The sequence below is a fragment of the Cupriavidus basilensis genome, assembly GCF_000876015.1.
Taxonomy (GTDB): Bacteria; Pseudomonadota; Gammaproteobacteria; order Burkholderiales; family Burkholderiaceae; genus Cupriavidus; species Cupriavidus basilensis_B.
Window position 1 is genome coordinate 151,851 of the sequence record NZ_BBQM01000020.1, and the last position, 19,932, is coordinate 171,782.

At 69.7% G+C, this 19,932-nt stretch carries 18 protein-coding genes; 15 read left to right on the forward strand and 3 right to left on the reverse strand.

All coding sequences use genetic code 11. The annotated features are described in order from the left end of the window. Window positions 1-66: 66 nt before the first annotated feature. The 9 genes from KF708C_RS22535 to KF708C_RS22575 all read left to right on the forward strand — a co-directional run bounded on the left by KF708C_RS22535 (window position 67) and on the right by KF708C_RS22575 (window position 8,706). Complete coding sequence (locus KF708C_RS22535) at window positions 67-399, forward strand: YbaB/EbfC family nucleoid-associated protein (protein ID WP_020206734.1); 333 nt, start codon at window positions 67-69, stop codon at window positions 397-399. Window positions 400-496: 97 nt separating this feature from the next. After that, a complete protein-coding gene (recR, locus tag KF708C_RS22540) occupies window positions 497-1,111 on the forward strand; it encodes a recombination mediator RecR (protein ID WP_020206733.1) in 615 nt (204 codons plus the stop codon). A gap of 21 nt (window positions 1,112-1,132) precedes the next feature. Continuing rightward, entirely contained in the window at window positions 1,133-2,038 is a 906-nt protein-coding gene (locus KF708C_RS22545; protein WP_029044400.1) for a LysR family transcriptional regulator, read from the forward strand. A gap of 153 nt (window positions 2,039-2,191) precedes the next feature. Next, window positions 2,192-3,388: a CaiB/BaiF CoA transferase family protein gene (locus tag KF708C_RS22550; RefSeq protein ID WP_059413343.1), complete on the forward strand. Its 1,197-nt coding sequence runs from the start codon at window positions 2,192-2,194 to the stop codon at window positions 3,386-3,388. Continuing rightward, window positions 3,385-4,449, forward strand: coding sequence for a hydroxymethylglutaryl-CoA lyase (locus KF708C_RS22555; protein ID WP_059413344.1), 1,065 nt, complete (start codon window positions 3,385-3,387; stop codon window positions 4,447-4,449). Before KF708C_RS22550 ends, KF708C_RS22555 begins: the two co-directional genes overlap by 4 nt. A 119-nt stretch (window positions 4,450-4,568) precedes the next feature. Next, window positions 4,569-5,621, forward strand: a complete 1,053-nt coding sequence (locus tag KF708C_RS22560) for a Bug family tripartite tricarboxylate transporter substrate binding protein (protein WP_082079707.1) — start codon at window positions 4,569-4,571, stop codon at window positions 5,619-5,621. 219 nt (window positions 5,622-5,840) lie between these two features. Next, window positions 5,841-6,881: an ABC transporter substrate-binding protein gene (locus KF708C_RS22565; RefSeq protein WP_059413345.1), complete on the forward strand. Its 1,041-nt coding sequence runs from the start codon at window positions 5,841-5,843 to the stop codon at window positions 6,879-6,881. 157 nt (window positions 6,882-7,038) lie between these two features. Beyond that, entirely contained in the window at window positions 7,039-7,851 is an 813-nt protein-coding gene (locus KF708C_RS22570; protein WP_020206727.1) for an ABC transporter ATP-binding protein, read from the forward strand. A 63-nt stretch (window positions 7,852-7,914) separates the two neighbouring features. Further along, complete coding sequence (locus tag KF708C_RS22575; RefSeq protein ID WP_020424019.1) at window positions 7,915-8,706, forward strand: ABC transporter permease; 792 nt, start codon at window positions 7,915-7,917, stop codon at window positions 8,704-8,706. Window positions 8,707-8,898: 192 nt separating this feature from the next. Here KF708C_RS22575 and KF708C_RS22580 read toward each other — a convergent pair whose 3' ends face one another. Both KF708C_RS22580 and KF708C_RS22585 read right to left on the reverse strand, forming a co-directional pair. After that, window positions 8,899-10,938 carry an alkaline phosphatase D family protein gene (locus KF708C_RS22580; protein WP_059413346.1) on the reverse strand — a complete coding sequence of 680 codons (2,040 nt, stop codon included), beginning with the start codon at window positions 10,936-10,938 and terminating at the stop codon, window positions 8,899-8,901. 282 nt (window positions 10,939-11,220) lie between these two features. After that, window positions 11,221-12,195, reverse strand: a complete 975-nt coding sequence (locus tag KF708C_RS22585; RefSeq protein ID WP_020206724.1) for an NADPH:quinone oxidoreductase family protein — start codon at window positions 12,193-12,195, stop codon at window positions 11,221-11,223. A 276-nt stretch (window positions 12,196-12,471) separates the two neighbouring features. On the opposite strand from KF708C_RS22585, the gene surE reads away from it, so the two are divergent. Genes surE through KF708C_RS22610 form a run of 5 tightly spaced genes read left to right on the forward strand, consistent with a single transcriptional unit; the run spans window position 12,472 to window position 17,045 of the window. Continuing rightward, window positions 12,472-13,224, forward strand: a complete 753-nt coding sequence (surE, locus tag KF708C_RS22590) for a 5'/3'-nucleotidase SurE (RefSeq protein WP_059413347.1) — start codon at window positions 12,472-12,474, stop codon at window positions 13,222-13,224. Between the two features lie 31 nt (window positions 13,225-13,255). Continuing rightward, complete coding sequence (locus KF708C_RS22595; protein ID WP_059413348.1) at window positions 13,256-14,155, forward strand: protein-L-isoaspartate(D-aspartate) O-methyltransferase; 900 nt, start codon at window positions 13,256-13,258, stop codon at window positions 14,153-14,155. An 8-nt stretch (window positions 14,156-14,163) separates the two neighbouring features. Further along, on the forward strand, window positions 14,164-15,027 hold the full coding sequence (locus tag KF708C_RS22600; protein WP_059413349.1) for a peptidoglycan DD-metalloendopeptidase family protein: 864 nt from the start codon (window positions 14,164-14,166) through the stop codon (window positions 15,025-15,027). A gap of 6 nt (window positions 15,028-15,033) precedes the next feature. Further along, window positions 15,034-16,200, forward strand: a complete 1,167-nt coding sequence (rpoS, locus tag KF708C_RS22605) for an RNA polymerase sigma factor RpoS (protein ID WP_059413350.1) — start codon at window positions 15,034-15,036, stop codon at window positions 16,198-16,200. Then, a complete protein-coding gene (locus KF708C_RS22610) occupies window positions 16,197-17,045 on the forward strand; it encodes a 3'-5' exonuclease (RefSeq protein ID WP_029044439.1) in 849 nt (282 codons plus the stop codon). The genes rpoS and KF708C_RS22610 overlap by 4 nt, the downstream gene beginning before the upstream one ends. A gap of 94 nt (window positions 17,046-17,139) precedes the next feature. On the opposite strand, the gene KF708C_RS22615 is transcribed toward KF708C_RS22610, so the two are convergent. Next, complete coding sequence (locus KF708C_RS22615; protein WP_059413351.1) at window positions 17,140-18,009, reverse strand: endonuclease/exonuclease/phosphatase family protein; 870 nt, start codon at window positions 18,007-18,009, stop codon at window positions 17,140-17,142. Window positions 18,010-18,365: 356 nt separating this feature from the next. Between KF708C_RS22615 and rlmD the strand changes: the two genes are divergently transcribed. Then, window positions 18,366-19,670 (forward strand): 23S rRNA (uracil(1939)-C(5))-methyltransferase RlmD, encoded by a 1,305-nt coding sequence (gene rlmD, locus KF708C_RS22620; RefSeq protein ID WP_231401731.1) that lies wholly within the window; start codon window positions 18,366-18,368, stop codon window positions 19,668-19,670. The last annotated feature ends 262 nt before the right edge of the window (window positions 19,671-19,932 follow it).

Here is a 19,932-nt window from a genome sequence, read left to right on the forward strand (position 1 = left end):
GGCCGCCGGCGCCCATGACGCGCGGCGGCCCGTGGTTTCCATCCAACACGCTATCAGGAGCTTTCCATGATGAAGGGTCAACTGGCCGGGCTGATGAAACAGGCCCAGCAGATGCAGGAGAACATGAAGAAGATGCAGGAGCAGCTTGCCCTGATCGAGGTCGAGGGCCAGTCCGGCGCCGGCCTGGTCAAGGTGGTCATGACCTGCAAGAACGACGTCAAGCGCGTCACCATCGACCCCAGCCTGCTGGCCGAGGGCGAGGACAAGGAACTGCTGGAAGACCTGGTGGCGGCCGCCTTCAACGACGCGGTGCGCAAGGCCGAGGCGACCACGCAGGAAAAGATGGGCTCGATGACGTCCGGCCTGCCGCTGCCGCCGGGCTTCAAGATGCCGTTCTGAGCCAGGCACGCGCAAGGAAGCCGGCAATGAGTCTCGAATCCGCACCGCATCGCGCGCCGCCGGCGGGCATGGTGGTGTTCGCCGGCGGAGGCGTCGCTTGAAGAACGCGCCCCCGATTTCGCTGCAGGCGCTGATCGAAGCGCTGCGGGTCCTGCCCGGCGTGGGCCCCAAGTCCGCGCAGCGCATGGCCTACCACCTGCTGCAGCACGACCGCGACGGCGCGCGCAAGCTCGGCGACGCGCTGCGCGGCGCGGCCGACGGCATCAAGCACTGCTCGCGCTGCAACACCTTCACCGAGCAGGAAATCTGCTCGACCTGCCTGGACGAGCGGCGCGACGCCTCGCTGCTGTGCGTGGTGGAAACGCCGTCCGACCAGGCCATGATCGAGCAGACCCTGACCTACCGCGGCCAGTATTTCGTGCTGATGGGCCGGCTCTCGCCGCTGGACGGCGTGGGCCCGCGCGAGATCCACCTGGACCGGCTGCTGGCGCGCGCCACCGACCCGGCGCTGGGCGGGCCGGTGTCCGAGGTGATCGTCGCCACCAACTTCACCAGCGAGGGCGAGGCCACCGCGCACTACGTGGGCGAGATGCTCAAGGCGCGCGGGCTCAAGGTCACGCGCCTGGCGCGCGGCGTGCCGGTGGGCGGCGAGCTCGAGTACGTGGATGCCGGCACCATCGCCCGCGCGGTGATGGACCGGCGCTCGGTGTAAGCGCGCCGCCAGCGCATGCGCATGAATCTCGCCCGTTTCGATCTGGTCACGCTGGGTCTGTTCGTCGCCGTGGCGCGCCAGGGCAGCATCTCGGCGGGCGCGCGCCAGTCCCATTTGGCGGTGGCGGCGGCCAGCAAGCGCATCTCCGACCTGGAGGCCGCGGTCGGCGCGCCGCTGTTCTTCCGCCATGCCGCCGGCGTGCAGCTGACCGAGGCCGGGCAGGCCTGCTTCCACCACGCGCTCACCGTCCTGCAGGACGTCGAGCGCATGGCCGGCGTGATGTCGGACTACGCCAGCGGCGTGCGCGGGCAGGTGCGCGTGTGCGCCAATACCTCGGCCATCACGCAGTTCCTGCCCGACGACCTCGCCAGCTTCATGGCGCTGCATCCCACCATCCGCATCGAGCTCGAAGAGCAGAACAGCAGCGAGATCGTGGCCGCGCTGGTGGAAAACCGCGCCGACGTCGGCATCTTCGCCGACCGCACCCCGAGCGCGGGGCTGGTCACGGTGGAGTACCGCCAGGACGAGCTGGTGGTGGTCACGCCGCCGGGCCACCCGCTGGCCGAGCGCGGCCCGGTGCGCTATGCCGACACCCTCGAATACGACTTCGTCAGCCTGCCGCAGGTGACTTCGCTGGCCGCGCGCCTGCTCGAGGAAAGCAGCCGGCTGGAGCGGCCGTTCCGCCTGCGCATCCAGGTGCGCAGCTTCGATGCCATGTGCCGCATGGTGATGGCGGGCTTGGGCGTGGGCGTGCTGCCGCGCATCGCGGCCGAGCCGCACGTGCAGTCGATGGGCCTGTCGCTGGTGGCGCTGCAGGACGCCTGGGCGCGCCGCACGCTGCTGATCGGCATGCGCGACCCGGCCGGGCTGACGGTGTCGGCGCGCCTGCTCATCACGCATCTCTGCGGCGACCGCGCCCCTTTCTGACGCCCCCGCCTTTCGCGTTCCAAGAAGGCCCGCTTCTCCGAATGCCGATTCCGCCATGCGCGCGGCTGGGGCACACTGCGTCGAAACAAGGCGTGGCGCCGGCGCGATCGTCAGCGCGGCCCGCCGCAATCGAAATGCATGGAGACCCCGCACATGGCGCGACAGATTCTAGAGGGCATCCGGGTCCTGGAACTCGGACAACTGATTGCCGGCCCCTTCGCCGCCAAGACCCTGGCCGATTTCGGCGCGCAGATCGTCAAGGTCGAGCCGCCCGGGCAGGGCGACCCGCTGCGCAAATGGCGCATGCTGCATGGCGACACCTCGGTGTGGTGGGAAGCGCAGTCGCGCAACAAGCAGTCGATCTGCATCGACCTGCGCCAGGCCGAGGGCCAGGCCGTGGTGCGCCGCCTGGCCGCCGAGGCCGACGTGCTGATCGAGAACTTCCGCCCCGGCACGATGGAGAAATGGGGCCTGGGCTACGACACGCTGAGCGCCGACAACCCCGGCCTCATCATGGTGCGGGTCTCGGGCTACGGCCAGACCGGCCCGAAGAAGGACGAACCCGGCTTCGCCGCGGTGGCCGAGGCCATGAGCGGGCTGCGCCACCTGACCGCCGAGCCCGGCCGCGCGCCGGTGCGCGCGGGCCTGTCGCTGGGCGACACCATCGCCGGCCTGCACGGCGCGCTGGGCGTGCTGCTGGCGCTGTACGAGCGCGACGCGCGCGGCGGCAAGGGGCAGGTCATCGACGTGGCCCTGTATGAATCGCTGTTCAACCTGAGCGAGAGCCTGCTGCCGGAATACTCCGCGTTCGGCGCGGTGCGCCAGCCGGCCGGCGGCGCGTTGCCGGGCATCGCGCCGTCCAACGCCTATCCGTGCGCCAGCGGCGAGTACGTGCTGGTGGCGGCCAACGGCGACGCCATCTTCAAGCGCCTGATGCATGCGCTGGGCCGCGCCGACCTCGCCGAGGACCCGGCACTCGCGCGCAACGACGGGCGCGTGCAGCGCGTCGAGGAGATCGACGCCGCCATCGCGGCCTGGACCCGCGCCCACAGCGTGGAGGACGCGCTGGCCGTGCTCCGGCAGGCCGAGGTGCCGTCGGGCCGCATCTACACCGTCAAGGACATCGCCGAAGACCCGCACTACCGCGCGCGCGGCGTGATCGAGAGCGTGACCTCGGCCGCCGGGCTGACCGTGGAAGTGCCGGGCATCATCCCCAAGCTGTCGGCCAGCCCGGGCGCCATCCACGACCGCGCGCCCGCGCTGGGCGAGCATACCGACGCGGTGCTGGCGCAGGCGGGCTTCGATGCCGCCACCATCGCCGACCTGCGCGCGCGCGGGGTGGTGGCATGAGCGCCGCCACGTTCGCCGCTTCCGCCGCCTCCGCCGGCCCGGCCCGCATCGAGATCAACGAGGTGGCGCCGCGCGACGGCCTGCAGATCGAGCCGGTGGTGGTGCCGACCGACGCCAAGGTGGCCTTCCTCGACGCGCTGTCCGCGTGCGGCTTTGCCCGCATCGAGGCGACCTCCTTCACCTCCGCCAAGGCGATTCCCGCGCTGGCCGATGCCGAGGCCGTCATGCACCGCATGGCGCGCGCGCCCGGCGTGCGCTACACCGCGCTGGTGCCCAACCTGCGCGGCATGGAGCGCGCGCTGTCGTGCCGGCCCGACGAGCTCAACCTCGTGATGTCGGCCAGCGAGACGCACAACCGCGCCAACCTGCGCATGACGCGCGCGCAGTCGCAGGCGCAACTGCTGGCGATGATCGCGGCGGCGGGGCAGGCCGGCGTGCCGGTCAATGTCTCGCTGTCCACGGTGTTCGGCTGCCCGTTCGAAGGCGAGGTCGACGCGGACGCGGTGATGGCGCTGGCGGCATCGTTCGCCGCCGCCGGCGCGGCCGGCATCACGCTGTGCGACACCACCGGCATGGCCTATCCCACGCAGGTCGCCGCGCTGTGCGAGCGCTTCCGGCGCGAGCTGCCGCAGGCCGGCCTGACCATCCACCTGCACAACACGCGCGGCATGGGCCTGGCCAACGCGCTGGCCGCGTGGCAGGCCGGCGTGGCGCGCTTCGACGCCGCCGCCGGCGGCCTGGGCGGCTGCCCCTACGCGCCCGGTGCGAGCGGCAACGTCAGCACCGAGGAACTGGTGCACATGTTCGCTTCGATGGGCGTGGACACCGGCGTGGACCTCGGCCGCCTGCTCGAGGTGGTGGCGGGGCTGCCGGAGCTGGTGCGGCGCGACACGCCGAGCCAGTTGCTGAGCGCCGGCCCGCGCCTGCGCACGCACCAGCCGCCGGCCTGGATGGCGGCGCATTTCGCCGCGCAGGAAGCCGCGCAGCAGGCATTGCAGCAGGCACCGCAAGCACCGCACGAAGATTTGCGGAACGGTTCGCAGGACGGTGCGCGGCGCTGAGCGGCGCGCGCCGGAGATTCGCCGCATCACCCCGTAGCAACGGGCGCGCACCGCGCGGCGAGGGCCGCCGCGGGCGCAAGACCAGATCAAGACCAACACGCATCAGGCAGGAGACACCCATGTCCAGCATCCAGGCATTTGCCGCCGCACGTTCGCCGCTTTCCCACACCCGCGCGCCGCGCGGCGCCTCGGCCGCGCGCCGCAGGGCGCTCGGCGCCGCCGCCGCGCTCGCCGTGGCGGGCCTGGCCGGCACGTCGGCCTTCGCGCAGGACGGCGCCTGGCCGCAGCGGCCGGTCACGCTGGTGGTCTCGGCCGCAGCCGGCGGCACCACCGATCTCGCCGCGCGCATGATTTCCGAGCCGCTGGCCAAGGCCCTCGGCCAGCCGGTGGTGGTGGACAACCGGCCCGGCGGCTCGGGCGGCATCGCCGCGCAGGTGGTGGCGCGCGCCAAGCCGGATGGCTACACCCTGCTGGTGCAGTATTCCGGCTACCAGGTCATCACGCCGCTGCTGACCAAGACCGCGTGGGACCCGGTCAAGGACTTCGCGCCGGTGGCCAACCTGCTGTCCGCGCCGCAGGTGCTGGTGGTGCGGCCGAGCCTGCCGGTCAAGTCGCTCAAGGAACTGGTGGCCTACGCCAAGGCCAATCCCGACAAGCTCAACTACGCGTCGTCGGGCAACGGCTCGCTGCAGCACGTCTCGACCGAGCTGCTCAACCAGATGGCCGGCATCCGCATCACCCATGTGCCATACAAAGGCACGGGCCCGGCCATGACCGACCTGCTGGGCGGCTCGGTCGACCTCACCATCACCACGCCGCCGCCGCTGATGGGGCATATCCAGGGCGGCAAGCTGCGCCCGCTGGTCGTGACCAGCAAGCAGCGCCTGCCCAGCCTGAAGGACGTGCCCTCGGCGCCCGAGGCCGGTTATCCCGACCTCGACGTGTCGTCGTGGTTCGCCATGTACGCGCCGGCCGGCACGCCCAGGCCCATCGTCGACAAGCTGGCCGGCGAGATCGAACGCATCATGCAGACCGAGGCCTTCCGCAAGAAGGCCGAGGAGCTCGGCGCCGAGGCGAAGTTCATGGGGCCGAAGCAGCTCGATGCCTACCAGCGCGGCGAGCTGGCGCGCTGGGCCAAGGTGATCAAGTCCGCCGACATCCACGCCGAGTGAGGCTGGCGGGCCGCGGCGGGCTGCCGGCAGCCCGTCGAAAGCCCGTCGAAAGGCATGTCCTGTATGCTGGCCGCCGCACGCGGCATAGGTGTTGGTCCCGATGCGGGCATGCGCCGCATCCGCTAGCATCGCAGCTTGCCGCTGCGCGGCACTGCGCCGCGGAGACAACGGGCAGAACGAGCGGGCAGGACGAGCGGATAGAACAGGTAGGAGAAAGCAATGTATAACAAGAAATTCTGGAAGCAGGCGCTGATCGCGCTGGCGCTGTTCCTGGCGGGCTGGTTCACTTTCGGCAGCCAGGCCCAGGGCAAGCCCGAGAAGACCAAGGTCACTGTCGCCGTGGGCGGCAAGAACCTGTTCTACTACCTGCCGCTGACCATCGCCGAGCGCCTCGGCTACTTCAAGGACGAAGGCCTCGACGTCGAGATCGTCGACTTCGCCGGCGGCGCCAAGGCGCTGCAGGCCGTGGTGGGCGGCAGCGCGGACGTGGTCTCCGGCGCCTACGAGCACACGCTGAACCTGCAGGCCAAGGGCCAGCAGTACCAGGAGTTCGTGCTGCAGGGCCGCGCCCCGCAGATCGTGCTGGTGGTCTCCAACAAGAACCTGCCCAACTTCAAGTCCGTCGCCGACCTCAAGGGCAAGAAGATCGGTGTCACCGCGCCCGGCTCGTCGACCAACATGATGGCCAACTTCGTGCTGGCCAAGGCCGGCCTCAAGCCGTCCGACGTGTCGTTCATCGGCGTGGGCGCCAGCGCCGGCGCGGTGGCCGCGATGCGCTCGGGCCAGATCGACGCGATGGCCAACCTCGATCCCGTGGTGTCGATGCTCACGCAGAAGAACGAAGTGCGCATCGCCTCGGACACGCGCACGCTCAAGGACACCCAGGCCGTGTTCGGCGGCAACATGCCGTCGGGCTGCCTCTATGCCTCGGCCGCCTTCATCCGGCAGAACCCGAACACCACGCAGGCCATGACCAACGCGATGGTGCGCGCGCTCAAGTGGCTGCAGAAGGCCGGCCCGTCCGACATCGTCAAGACCGTGCCGGAGAGCTACCTGCTGGGCGACCGCGCGCTGTACCTGGCGGCGTGGGACAAGGTCAAGGAAGCGATCTCGCCGGACGGCGTGATGCCGGCCGACGGCCCCCGGACCGCGCTCAACACGCTGCAGCAGTTCGACCCGGAGCTCAAGGGCAAGGCCATCAGGCTGGATGACACCTTCACCAACGCCTTCGTGCTGAAGGCCAACGCCAAGTACAAGTAAGCCACCGCCCGCGCCACGGGAACCGGCGGCCCGCTGCGCGCAGCGGGCCTTTGCATTTGCGCCGCGGGCAACCCGCGGCGCCAGTATTCCACCGCGGCCCGGGGCCGCGCGGCGGTGCCCGGCACCGCCGTCGCCCCGGGCCGGCACAGAGCCAGCCATGAGCACTGCCGCACTTTCCCTCGACAACGTCACCTGCACCTTCGTCTCGCGCGAGGACCGCAGCCAGCGCTATACCGCCGTCAAGGACGTCACCCTGGCCATCGCGCCGGGCGAGTTCGTCTCCGTGGTGGGGCCGACCGGCTGCGGCAAGTCCACCCTGCTCAACGTCGGCGCCGGCCTGCTGCAGCCGTCGGCCGGCGAGGTGCGCGTGTTCGGCGAGCCGCTGCGCGGCATCAACGCGCGCGCCGGCTACATGTTCCAGGCCGAGGCACTGATGCCGTGGCGCAGCGCGCTCGACAACGTGATCGCCGGACTCGAGTTCCGCGGCGTGCCGCGCGCCGAGGCCGCGCGGCAGGGCGAGGCCTGGCTGCGCCGCGTCGGCCTGGGCGGCTTCGGCGACCGCTATCCGCACCAGCTCTCGGGCGGCATGCGCAAGCGCGTGAGCCTGGCGCAGACGCTGGTGCTGGACCCGGACATCATCCTGATGGACGAGCCGTTCTCCGCGCTCGACATCCAGACCCGCCAGCTGATGGAGAACGAGGTGCTGGAGCTGTGGGCGGCCAAGCGCAAGGCGGTGCTGTTCATCACCCACGATCTCGACGAGGCCATCGCCATGAGCGACCGCGTGGTGGTGCTGTCGGCCGGGCCGGGCACGCACCCGATCGGCGAGTTCGCCATCGACCTGCCGCGCCCGCGCGACGTGGCCGAGATCCGCAACCACCCGCGCTTCGTCGAGCTGCATGCCGCCATCTGGGACGTGCTGCGCGAGGAAGTGCTCAAGGGCTACGCGCAGCAGCGCAAGGTGGCCTGAAGCGGCCGCCGCCGCAACCCCGGCATCCGCCATCCAATCCGGTCCGACTCTATTTCTATCCTCATGGCATTCCGTCCCGATTCCAAGGGCATGCTGCGCTTCTGGCAACTGCTCGTCCTCGTTGTGATCCTCGCCGCGTGGCACTTCGCCACGCGCTCGCAGCAGGTCGCGTTCTTCTTCGGCGAGCCGCTGATGGTGGCCCAGCGCATCTGGAGCTGGTTCGTGGTCGAGCGCGACATCTACCTGCACCTCGGCGTGACGCTGGCCGAGACGCTGCTGGCGTTCGGCATCGGCACCGCGGCCGGCCTCGGCGTGGGCCTGTGGCTGGCGCTCAGCCCGCTCACCTCGGCCATCCTCGACCCCTACATCAAGGCGGCCAACTCGATGCCGCGCGTGATCCTGGCGCCGATCTTCGCGGTGTGGTTCGGCCTCGGCATCTGGTCCAAGGTGGCGCTGGCGGTGACGCTGGTGTTCTTCATCGTGTTCTTCAACGTCTACCAGGGCGTCAAGGAAGTCAGCCCCGTGGTGCTGGCCAACGCGCGCATGCTCGGCGCCAACCAGCGGCAACTGCTGCGCCACGTCTATCTGCCGAGCGCGACCAGCTGGGTGTTCTCGTCGCTGCATACCTCGGTCGGCCTGGCCTTCGTCGGCGCGGTGGTGGGCGAGTACCTGGGCTCGGCCAGCGGCGTGGGCTACCTGATCCTGCAGGCCGAAGGCACCTTCGACATCAACACCGTGTTCGCCGGCATCGTGGTGCTGACCGCGGCGGCGCTGGTGCTGGACACGCTGGTGGGCAGCGTGGAAAAGCGGCTGATGAAGTGGCAGCCGCGCACGGGGGAGACGGAGAAGCTGTAGGGTCGCTGGGGCAATGAACGACGCCACCGATTTTTATCGGCACGGCGGCATTCGCCCGCGCCGGCCCTCTCCCCCGACCCCTCTCCCGCAGGCGGGAGAGGGGAGCAAACCGGCGGCCGACCGTGGCGTCGCCGGCAAGCCGGCAAGTCCTCAAGCCAGCAAGTCAGCAAACCTCCAGATCAGACCACCAGATCAAACCACCGTGACCGCCGCCACGCCCGCCGCCACCTCGATCACCTGCGTGCTGGCCGTGGCCGGCAGCGCCGGCGCGGTGCCGTTGGCTTGGGTCTTGAGCTTGTGGAACTCGCAGCTCAGCTTGGCCGCGGTCAGCGTCACCACGGCGTAGCCCTGGGCGTCGGAATCGACGTGCTTGATCCACGGGTTGAAGGCCTTGAGCGTGTCGTTGAAGGTGTTGACCACGGTGCCGCCCTGCGTGACGTACACCAGCGGCTTGGCGGCGGCGAAGGCGGCGTCGGTGTCCACCACGCTCTTGAAGTAGCTCTGGAACGAATTGCTCGACAACCCGGCCGTGACCAGGTCCACCATCACCGGCACCGGCGTGGCGGCGTCGTAGTCGTCCATCACCGGGCCGGCGAAGAACGCGTGGATGTCGCCGGTCAGCGCCACCACGTTGGCGATGCCCTGGGCCTTGAGGAAGGCCATCAGGCTCTTGCGCTCGGCGTTGTAGCCGTCCCACTGGTCGGCGTTCAGGATGTACTGGTCGAGCAGCGCCACCGGCGGCAGCTGGGCGTCCAGCAGGGGCTTGATGCCGGCGTCGAAGGTTGCGCCGGGCATGTTGACGGGCGCCGCGCCGAGCAGCGCCTTGAGGTTGGCGTAGGTCACCGCGCCGGGGTAGGTGCCGCCGCTCTTGGCGGCGCTCAGGTCGGCGGCCAGCGCGGCGGTCATGGCGGCCTGCAGCGGCGCCAGCGCCGCGTTGGCCTGGACCAGCGCGGTGGCGAACATGGCGGCGATGGCCTGGGTGCCGTCGATCTGCATGCGCAGCAGCGAGACCTCGTTGCCCCACAGCTTCCAGGTGGTGGCGGCGCTGCTCATCTGGGTCTGCCACCAGGCGCGCTGGGTGTCGCCGAGGATGGAGACCGGCGTCAGCGCGTTGCCGGCGCCGGCGATCTTGGCGCCTTCGAGCGCGGCCAGCGTGGCCTTGGGCACGAAGTAGCGGCTGCCGATCTCGCTGCCGGCGGCCTGCTCGGGGATCACGTGGTCGGCGCGGTAGAGGCGCTCGTCGGTCATCACCAGCGTGGCCAGGTTGCCGAAGGTGAAGGCGCGGTAGATCTGGATGTTCTGGAACGAGGGGTTGTTCAGGTCCAGGCTCACGTCGGCCGGCATGAACTCGAACCAGGCCTGGTTGGCGCTGCGGCGGCGCGCGGTGCGCGGCGTGGCGTCGTCGGCGACGCTGTAGGTCTGGCGGTCCTGCCAGCAGTCGTCAGAGAACTCGTGGTCGTCCCAGATGGCGATCACCGGGAAGCGCGCGTGCAGGGCCTGCAGGCGCGCGTCGCTGCGGTAGGACTTGTACAGATAGCGGTAGTCGTTGACGGTGGTGGCGTAGGTGGCGCCGTCGTCGCGCAGCGTGCCGTCGGGCAGCTTGAGCTGGGCGTGGCGGCTTTCCACCGCGCCGGTCTGGAAGCTGGCGCCCACGGTCTCGTAGATGTAGTCGCCCACGTGGACGATGAAATCCAGGTCCTGCGTCGCCAGCTCTTCCATGCCGGCCCAGTGGTTCACGCTCCAGTCCTGGCAACTGACGAAGGCGAACTTGAGCTGGGTGAGCGGCGTGCCGGCGGCCGGCGCGGTGCGCGTGCGGCCGACCGGGCTGGTCTTGCTGCCGACCACGAAGCGGTAGTAGTAGGTGGTGGCCGCGGCGAGGTTGGTGACTTTGTTGCGCAGCGTGTAGTCCCAGTCGGGCAGCGCGTTCAGGGTGTCGTTGACGAGCAGCGTGGAGAAATCGGACTGGGCCGATACCTGCAGCTTGACGGCGACCGGCTGCTTGCCGTTGTCGCCTTCCACGCGGGTCCACAGCACGATGCTGTCGGGCTTGGGGTCGCCCGAGGCCACGCCGTGCAGGAAGCTGAAATTGTCCGCGGGGTTCGGCGCGGCCGGCGCGGCGGGCTGCGCCGGATCCGGCGTCGCGCTGTCGTCGTTGCCGCAGCCGGCCAGGCCGGTGGTGGCGACCGAGACGGTGATGAAACTTCCCCATTTCAAGAATCGGCGGCGATCCATGGCTTGTTTCTCCTTATAGGTGGATGCGTTGGCTGCCGCGCACGCGCGCGTTGGCTCAGCCCGCGATTCTTGCCTCGCCGCGTGACTGCTGTGTGTCCGGGGATACCCGCGATATAGAGGTTTCCTACGAATCGCCGCGCGGCGCTCCCGGCGCGGCCGCGGCCGCGCCCGAAACGGAAAAGCGCCCGGATGCGTCGAGCATCCGGGCGCTTTTTTCCCGGCTTCCGCTGGGCGTGCCGCGCGGCGCCGCGAGGCGCGCGTCAGTGGGTCACGGCATGAAGGTCACGGCACGATCACGATCTTGCCCGTGACCTTGCGCGCTTCCATGTCCTTGAGCGCCTGCGGCGCCTGCTCGAGCGGATAGCGCGCGGAGATGTGCGGGCGGATCTTGCCTTCCTTCATCCAGCCCAGCATCTGCGCCATGTTGGCCTGGTTGGCCTTGGGCTCGCGGCGCGCGAAGTCGCCCCAGAACACGCCCACCAGCGAGGCGCCCTTGAGCAGCGCGAGGTTCAGCGGGATGCGGGGGATCTCGCCGTTGGCGAAGCCCACCACGAGATAGCGGCCGCGCCAGCCGATCGAGCGGAAGGCCGGCTCGGCATAGACGCCGCCGACCGGGTCATAGATGACGTCCGGGCCCTTGCCGTCGGTCAGGGCCTTGACGCGCTCGCGCAGGTCCTCGGTGCTGTAGTTGATCAGCGCGTCGGCGCCGTGTTCCTTGCATACCGCCAGCTTTTCGTCGGTGGACGCGGCCGCGATCACGCGCGCGCCGATGGCCTTGCCGATCTCGATGGCCGCCAGGCCCACGCCGCCGGCCGCGCCGAGCACCAGCATGGTCTGGCCGGCCTTCAGCTCGCCGCGGTCCACCACCGCGTGGTGCGAGGTGCCGTAGGTCAGCGTGAACGCGGCGGCGGTCTCGAAGTCGATGCCCGGCGGCATCGGCACCACGGCGCTGGCGGGGGCTTTCGCCTGCGAGGCGAAGGCGCCGTTGCCGAGATAGGCGATGACCTTGTCGCCGGGCTTGACGTGGGTCACGCCCGCGCCGACGGCATTGACCACGCCGGCCAGTTCCGAGCCCGGCGAGAAGGGCAGCTGCGGCTTGGCCTGGTATTTGTTCTGGATGATGAGGACGTCGGGGAAGTTCACGCCGGCGGCCTTCACGTCGATCACCACCTCGCCCTGGGCGGGCACGAGGTCGGGCAGGGTTTCGAGCACGAGCGAATCGGGCGGGCCCCAGGCTTTGCACAGTACGGCTTTCATCATGTCTCCGGTATATGGTCGTCGGCGTCGTCGTGTCCCCCGCGCGGCGGCGCACGGGGGCGCGGACACGGGTGCACGCGCGCGCCGTGCCGGCTGCGCGGGCCTCGCGCCAGGCGGGTCCTGCAACATCCTGCAACAGGCCCGGGCAAGTGTAGCGCAAAATAGCACGGTCGTTCTGTTAGCTCCCGCGCGGGCATCGCCGCGGCGCGGCGGCGCGCTGCCTTTTGCGGCGCGCGCGCGGCTTGCGCGGCATTCTTGTCAGGTACAATCGCGGCCATGCATATCCTTCTCGCAAACGACGACGGCTACCTGGCCCCCGGCCTCGCCGCGCTGCATGCCGCGCTGGCGCCGCTGGGGCGCATCACGGTGATCGCGCCGGAGCAGAACCACAGCGGCGCTTCGAATTCGCTGACGCTGCAACGCCCGCTGTCGATCTACGAGGCGCGCGAAGGCGTGCAGAAGGGTTTCCGCTTCGTCAACGGCACGCCGACCGACTGCGTGCACATCGCGCTGACCGGCCTGCTCGAGGAAAGGCCCGACCTGGTGGTGTCCGGCATCAACCAGGGCCAGAACATGGGCGAGGACGTGCTGTACTCGGGCACCGTCGCCGCCGCCATCGAAGGCTTCCTGCTCGGCATTCCCTCGATCGCGTTCTCGCAGGTGGACAAGGGCTGGACCCATCTCGACGCCGCCGCGCGCGTGGCGCGCGACATCGTCGAGCGCTACATCGCCAGGCCCGCGGCCGAGCCGTTCCTGCTCAACGTCAACATTCCCAGCCTGCCGTTCGAGCATATCCGCGGCTACCGCGCCACGCGCCTGGGCAAGCGCCATCCGTCCCAGCCGGTGATCACGCAGGTCAACCCGCGCGGCGACACCAACTACTGGATCGGCCCCGCCGGCGACGCGCGCGACGCGAGCGAGGGCACGGATTTCCATGCCACCGGCGAAGGCTACGTCTCGCTGACTCCCTTGCAGCTCGACCTGACGCACCGCGCCCAGCTCGAGCAGATCAACCAGTGGCTGGCATAAGCCCGTCTTTCCTGCGCTGTCCCCGGCCGACATGAGCACTGCCCCGCGCCGCCCGAAATTCCCGCTCTCGCTGGACGCCGTCGTCGAGCGCAAGCCCGCGCCGGCACGCACCGCGGGGCTGCCCGCCGTGGGCGGCGCGCGCGGCGCGGCGGTCGCCAAGGCGGCGAAGGCGCGCGCGCCGGGCGTGCCCGCGCCGGTGCCGCCGGCCAGCGCGGTGCAGGCCCGCGCCAGCGCCGCCACCGCGGGCGGCGGCGGCATGGCCTCCGGGCGCGCGCGCGGCGCGCTGGCGGCCCGGCTGCGCGCGGCCGGCATCCGCGACGAGCGCGTGCTCGACGCCATCGCCACGGTGCCGCGCCACCTGTTCGTGGAGCCGGGCCTGGCGTCGCAGGCCTACGAGGACGCGGCGCTGCCGATCGGCCACCAGCAGACCATTTCCAAGCCGTCGGTGGTGGCGCGCATGATCGAGCTGCTGCGCGACGGCCTGGCCGCCGACGAGCCGCTCGCGCGCGTGCTGGAGATCGGCACCGGCTGCGGCTACCAGGCGGCGGTGCTGAGCCTGGTGGCCAGCGAAGTGTTCTCCATCGAGCGGATCCGTCCGCTGCACGAACAAGCCAAGGCGAACTTGCGGCCGCTGCGCGTGCCAAACCTGCGCCTGCATTACGGCGATGGCATGCTGGGCCTGCCGCAGGCGGCGCCGTTTTCCGCGATCATCCTGGCGGCTGCCGGCATGGAGGTGCCGCAGGCGCTGCTGGAGCAGCTCGCCATCGGCGGGCGCCTGATCGCCCCGGTGGCGGTGGCGCCCACCGCCGGCGGGCCGGGCCAGACCATCACGCAGCAGTTATTGTTGATCGAGCGGCGCAACCGCCATCGATTTCACCGGACCGCGCTTGAAGCCGTTTTCTTTGTGCCATTAAAATCGGGCACTATCTGAGTCGAACTATGCACAATATCGTGAATACGGAACGTTTCGCCCGCGCCGGGCAGCTTGTCACCGCCTCGTTGCTGCTGTCGCTGCTGGCGGCCTGCGCCTCTTCGCCGATGCCGGCTCCCGTGGTGGACCGCACTTCCGGTGCCGGCGTGGCCGGGGTCGCGCCGCTGGAGCCGGCGCCGCCCGGCTACTATCGCGTCAAGCGAGGCGATACGCTTTATCGAATCGCGCTCGAGAACGGCCAATCCTATCGCGACGTGGCGGGCTGGAACCAGCTCACCAATCCGAACCAGATCGAAGTGGGTCAATTGTTGCGCGTGGCGCCGCCGGGCGCGGACGTGAACGCCGGCACCGGCGTGGCCACCATGCCGGTGACGCCGGGCGCGGTGCAGGGCCAGCCGATCGACCAGGCACGCCCGGTGCTCGTGCCGCTGCCGGCGGCCTCGGCATCGTCGGCGCCCGGCGCGACCGCCGCGCCGGCGGCGCCGGCCTCGGCCGCGGCGGCCGACAGCGGCATCAAGCTGGCCTGGCCGGTGACCGGCCAGTTGATCGGCCACTTCGACGAAAAGGGCAACAAGGGCATCGATATTGCCGGCAAGAAAGGCGATCCGGTGCAGGCGGCGGACGATGGCCGCGTGATTCACGTTGGCCCCTTGCGCGGCTACGGGAATCTTGTCATCATCAAACACAACGATACATATCTCACTGCGTATGGCCACAATGACAAGGTGCTGGTCACAGAGCAGGCAACGGTCCGCAAGGGGCAAAAGATTGCAGAGATGGGCAACAGTGACACCGATCGTGTGAAACTGCATTTCGAGGTAAGAAAGAACGGGAAACCAGTCGATCCGATGCGGTATCTGCCGCCACAGTGAGGATTCATGGCACGCCAGAAAACTGTCTCAACCGGAAGCACCAGCCGGACCCGGCGTTCCAAGCAGCCGGAGATGCAGCAGACCGCTGGCGTGGCCCAGGCCGATGCCGAGGCCGATGCCTACGACCAGGACCCGGCCGCCGAGCTGGTGCCGCTGACCGATGAGCCGATCACGGCGGGCGGCACCGCCGGCCTGCGCGAGGCCGACCTGATGGTCGAGGAAGTCGAGCGCCAGGCCCGCGACGAAGAGGACGAGGAATCCGACGACGAGGAAGAGGGCGAGAGCGAGGCCGCCGCGCCCGACCACGACGACTTCCGCACCGTGCTGCACACCGAGCTGGCAGCCGACACCGTCCAGCACTACCTGAACCGCATCAGCATCAAGCCGCTGCTGTCCGCGCCCGAGGAGCTGCATTTCTCCACGCTGGCCAAGGGCGGCGACTTCTCCGCGCGCCAGGTCATGATCGAGCGCAACCTGCGGCTGGTGGTCAGCATCGCCAAGGGCTACCTCAACCGCGGCGTGCCGCTGCTGGACCTGATCGAGGAAGGCAATCTCGGACTGATGCACGCCATCGAGAAATTCGATCCCTCGCGCGGCTTCCGTTTCTCGACCTATGCCACGTGGTGGATCCGCCAGAGCATCGAGCGGGCCATCATGAACCAGGCGCGCACCGTGCGCCTGCCGGTCCATGTCATCCGCGAGCTCAACCAGGTGCTGCGCGCCAAGCGCCATCTGGAGAAGGGCGGCACGGACGGGCGCGACGCGAGCCTGGAAGACATCGCCCACCTGCTGGGCAAGACCCCGGACGAAGTGCAGGACGTGCTCGCGCTCAACGAGCACACCACCTCGCTCGACACCCCGTTCGACCTCGACCCCGGCTCCAGCCTGCTGGATTTCCTCTCGGACGAGCATAACGCCGCGCCCGACCAGGAAGTCGCGCACCGCGAGCTGGAAAACCTGATGAAGCAGTGGCTCGCGCGGCTGTCGGAGAAACATCGCTACGTCGTCGAGCGCCGCTTCGGACTCAACCATATCGAGCCGGCCACGCTGGAAGAACTTGCCGAGGAAATGGGGCTGACGCGCGAGCGCGTGCGCCAGATCCAGCAAGAGGCGCTGGTCAAGCTCAAGCGCCATTTCGCTTCCCAAGGCGTGCGCAAGGACGCCGTTCTATGACACCTGTGCTGGTATTCGACATCGAGACGATTCCCGATGTCGATGGTTTGCGTCGTCTCCACGACCATCCCGATTCCATGACCGACGCCGAAGTCGCGGAGCATGCCTTCGCGGCGCGGCGCGAGAAGAACGGCAGCGATTTCCTGCCCCACTACCTGCAGCGCGTCGCCGCGATCTCGTGCGTCCTGCGGCGCAACCAGCGCGACGGCAGCCCGGTGTTCCACGTCGGCTCGCTCGGCACGCCGGAAGACGGCGAGGCCGTGCTGATCCAGAAGTTCTACGACCTCGTGGCGCGCTACTCGCCGCAGATGGTGTCGTGGAACGGCGGTGGCTTCGACCTGCCGGTGCTGCATTACCGCGGGCTGGTCCACGGCATCGTGGCGCCGCGCTACTGGGAGATGGGCGAGGGCAGCGAGTCCGACAGCCGCGAATTCAAGTGGAACAACTACATCAGCCGCTACCACATGCGGCACCTGGACCTGATGGACCTGCTGGCGATGTACCAGCCGCGCGCCAGCGCGCCGCTCGACGATCTCGCCAAGCTGTGCGGCTTTCCCGGCAAGATGGGCATGGACGGCAGCAAGGTCTGGCAGGCCTACCAGGACGGCCAGCTGGGCGCGATCCGCGACTACTGCGAGACCGACGTCGTCAACACCTACCTGGTGTACTGCCGCTTCCAGCTGATGCGCGGCGGCCTCACGCCGCGGCAGTTCGATACCGAGGTCGAGTTCGTGCAGCAGTCGCTGGCCGAACTGCCCGGCGCGCAGTGGATGGACTACCTGCGCGCGTTCCGCATCAAGCCGGTGTACGCCGGCGGCGATGACGAGGAAGAACCCGAGATCTGACCCCGCCGCGATGGCCGGTTCTGCCGGCTGTCCTGTCGCGCCCCGGTCCGGCCATGCCGCGCCGGGGCGTTTGCCATGCGGCCACGGCCGCCGGCTATTCGTCCGCGAGCGACAGATAGATGGGCTGGTGGTCGGAGGCCTGCGTTTCGCCGTCCACCTCGCAGCACAGCAGTTGCGGCATCAGGTCTTCGGTGAGGAAGACGAAGTCGCAGGCGAACGGCGGCTGCGGCCATTGCTCCTTGTCGTGCAGCGCGCAGGTGGGCGCGTGCGGCTGGCCCGGGTGGGCGCGCATCCAGGCGTCGTGCCACGCCACCGTGGCGGGCTCGTGCGGGCTGTCGTAGGGGGCCAGCATGCGCAGGTAGGCGATGTCGTCGGGCGCGCTGTTGAAGTCGCCGCACAGCACGGCCGAGACCGGGCGCGGCTCGGGCGTGAACGGGCCGGGCTTGTGCTCGCGCCGGCCCGGCTGGCTGGCATGCTCGCATGCCTCGCGGTGCCAGACGCGCAGCGCGTCGGCCTGCGCCGCGCGCTGGTGCGTGGAGTAATACTCGAGGTGGGTGCAGATCACGCGCAGGTGGCGCTCGCCGGCCACCACGGTGGCTTCCAGCGCCACGCGCGGCATCGACGGCACGGTCGGGTCGGCGGGCCAGGGCAGGGTATGGCGGAACACCTCGCGCACCGGCAGCCGGGTGGCGATCAGGTTGCCGAACTGGCGTGGCGAGCCGTCGGCGCCCAGCCGGTCCACGCCGGGCGCGTAGAGGATGCGGTAGCCGGGCAGCAGGGCCGTGAGCTCCGCCACCTGGTCGGCGCCGGGGCCGCCCGCGAGTTCGGCGTAGCCGCGCGTCACCTCCTGCAGGCACAGCACGTCGGCGTCGGCGATGGCGCGCAGGGTCCGCACGGTGCGGGCGAGGTCGACGCGCCCGTCGGCGCCGCGGCCCCACTGGATGTTCCACGAGATCAGTTCCATGTCGTCTCCTGCTCGGCTGCCGGCCCGGGTTTGCGCGCAGCATCCATGTTGCGCCAATCGGCAGCGCTTGTCCCGTGCTGGTTTCAGGCCGGCCGGGCGCCGCCATCGTGGCCGGACGCGGCCGCGTCTGGACTACAATCGCGCTTTCGCAAAACAATATGACAGTTCCCCAGGTGTCCCAAGCCGTGACTCGACCACAAGCCCAACCGGCGCCAGGAAATGGCGTGCAAGCCGCATCGCCGGCTTCCGTGCCCGCTTCTGTTCCCGCCTTTGTTCCTGCTTCCGCGCCCGTTCCTGCCGTGCCTCCGGCTTCCCCGGACGCCGCGCTGCCGGTGGTGCAGATCCACAGCCTCGACATGGAGGCGCGCGGCGTCGGCCGGCTGGTCAACGAGGACGGTACGCCCGGCAAGGTCATCTTCGTCGAGGGCGCGCTGCCCGGCGAGACCGTCAGCTACCGCAGCTTCAAGCGCAAGGCCAGCTTCGAGCAGGCATCGCTGGTCGAGATCAAGCACGCCACGCCGATGCGCGTGAAGCCCGGCTGCCAGCATTTCGGCGTGTGCGGCGGCTGCTCGATGCAGCATCTGGACTCGCGCGCGCAGCTGGCGATCAAGCAGCGCGTGCTCGAGGACGATCTCTGGCACCTGTCCAAGCTGCGCCCGGACGTGGTGTTCCGCCCGATCGCCGGCCCCGACTGGGGCTACCGCTACCGCGCCCGCCTCACGGTGCGCTACGTGGCCAAGAAGGGCGGGGTGCTGGTGGGCTTCCACGAGCGCAAGAGCAGCTTCGTCGCCGACATGACGCGCTGCGAAGTGCTGCCGCCGCATGTCTCGGCCATGCTGGTGCCGCTGCGCGAGCTGGTGACGGGGCTGTCGATCCGCGACCGCCTGCCGCAGATCGAGCTGGCCGTGGGCCAGGACGTGACCGTGCTGGTGCTGCGCATCCTGGAGCCGCTCACCGCCGCGGACGAAGATCTGCTGCGCGCCTTCGCCGACCGGCACGGCGTGCAGTTCTGGCTGCAGCCCAAGGGCCCGGACACGGTGGCGCCGTTCTACCCGCTGGACCGCGAGCTGGCCTACACGCTGCCGGAGTTCGGCATCCGCATGCCGTTCAAGCCGACCGACTTCACCCAGGTCAACCACCAGATCAACCGCGTGCTGATCGGCCGCGCGCTGCGCCTGCTGGACGCCCGCCCGGAAGACCGCCTGCTCGACCTGTTCTGCGGCATCGGCAACTTCACGCTGCCGCTGGCCACGCGCGGCCGCTCGGTGATGGGCATCGAAGGCAGCGAACTGCTGACCTCGCGGGCGCTGGCCAATGCCGCCCGCAACGGGCTCGACCACAAGACCGAGTTCGCCTGCCGCAACCTGTTCGAGGTCGGCGCCGAGGACATCGCCGCGCTGGGCCGCTTCGACCGCTGGCTGGTCGACCCGCCGCGCGAGGGTGCGCTGGCGGTGTGCAAGGCGCTCGGCGAGCTGGCCCAGGCTGGCAGCGATGTGCTGCCCCGGCGGATCGTCTATGTGTCATGCAGTCCGGCGACGCTGGCGCGGGATGCGGGGCTGCTGGTGCATGAGGCGGGTTATCGGTTGTCGGGGGCGGGGGTGGTTAATATGTTTCCGCATACTTCGCATGTGGAGTCTATTGCGGTGTTTGATCGGGGGTAAGAGGTAAGGGGCTTGACTTCAAAGTCAACTGCCTAAAATCAACATCAAAGTCAAAGGCTTTCGCTCCTCCGGAGCGACCTACTTTCTTTTGTCCGAAAAGAAAGTAGGCCAAGAAAGCGGACTGCCTGGCCGGCAGGGGCAGAGCCGAACAGTGTTACTTGGGGTTTGTGGTTTCGTGGTGGGGGCGGTGGTTCTGCTGGGATTCTGCCGGTACCGGTTTTGGTGGCCACGCTCTCTCGGGGGGCGTTGGATTCGTGGTGGC